General features: G+C 42.9%; 1 protein-coding gene. It reads right to left on the bottom strand.

The window, feature by feature from the left end:
• A partial coding sequence (locus tag OCV73_RS14455) for a T9SS type A sorting domain-containing protein (RefSeq protein WP_147553342.1) occupies nucleotides 1–1250 on the bottom strand: 1250 nt, incomplete at both ends.

The following is a 1250-nucleotide window of genomic DNA, read 5'->3' as shown; positions in this document are numbered from 1 at the left end:
TTAATAAGTAATTTTGTAATCTTAATATCATTCTGAGTACTGATCTTCAATATATATAATCCGGAAGAAATACCTTTGACCGATACGAAATTGCCTTCCGTGACAAATCCGTTCAATACCAGTTTGCCCGACTGATCGTATAACTCGAGCCGGGAACCGCACAAGTCCGTATCCGATAACAAACGTACAGAACCGCCCTCCACTGGGTTTGGATAGATTCCCAATAAACCCGGGGACTGTACCCTTTCGACTCCCGATATATAATCTTTATATACCAAAGAAAAATCTTTTATTTGGATCTTATACGCACGACCGTTTGTGGCTTTCGTATTGATCATGTATTTTATATACTCTATTCGAGCAGGATAATCTCCCCGGTTCTGCTCGTCTACTATCGAACTCAAAGGTATGTTAACCGGATAATCAACTCCCTCCGGGATTCCGTCCGTGCCGAACTCTAGATATTGGGTATTCTTTCCGTTGGCTCCTACTGCTATTTGAACTTTTAAAAGTGGTATCTCACTGTTTATAACAAACTTAAGTGTATCGGGAAGACTATAAAGCAATATTTTCTTATCCATTTCTACATACGGGGCACGACCGCTCTTATAGGTAAAGCCAAGAATGCCCTGACCGCCACCTTTCGGCTCTAAAGACAAGTCCGTTATACTCGATACCGACTTCATCGTCCAGCCTGTCATATCATCAACAGGAATCGTCGCCTCTGACGGTATTTCAACACGCACTTTCATCTGGCCCGTAAAATCACCCAAACTTCCGCTTACTTCCGTTGAACCGTTCTTTAATCCCGTCAATACTCCCTCTTCTATCTTGCATATTTCGGGATTTTCTATCTTCCAGGACAGGGCTGACGGATTATATAAAAACTCATTCTTGCCGATCTTGGACACTACTTCTATCGAATAAGGATGGGCATTATCGGCTATTACGGAATCGTTCTTCATTCGGCCGCTGGCATCAACTATCGTAACCAACTTTCGTACTGTCGCTCCGTTGCCCGAAGTTGCTGTCAGGTAACCGTTTACTGCTTTGGACGAGGCGGTAAAACGTTTGCCGTTCTCGCTGATCGTTCCCAGACTGGGATCACAGCTTAATGTGAAATCCGAAACGTTTTCATCTACCAGTACACCATACTGGTTATAACCTAATATCTGGGGTATGAAGGAGGCATATACCGGAACTTCAAGATTATATGTATCGAACTCCAGACTTTTCAGTTCTTTATCTTC

This window comes from Barnesiella propionica (assembly GCF_025567045.1).
Lineage (GTDB): Bacteria > Bacteroidota > Bacteroidia > Bacteroidales > Barnesiellaceae > Barnesiella_B > Barnesiella_B propionica.
This window is presented reverse-complemented; position numbering and strand designations above follow the sequence as displayed.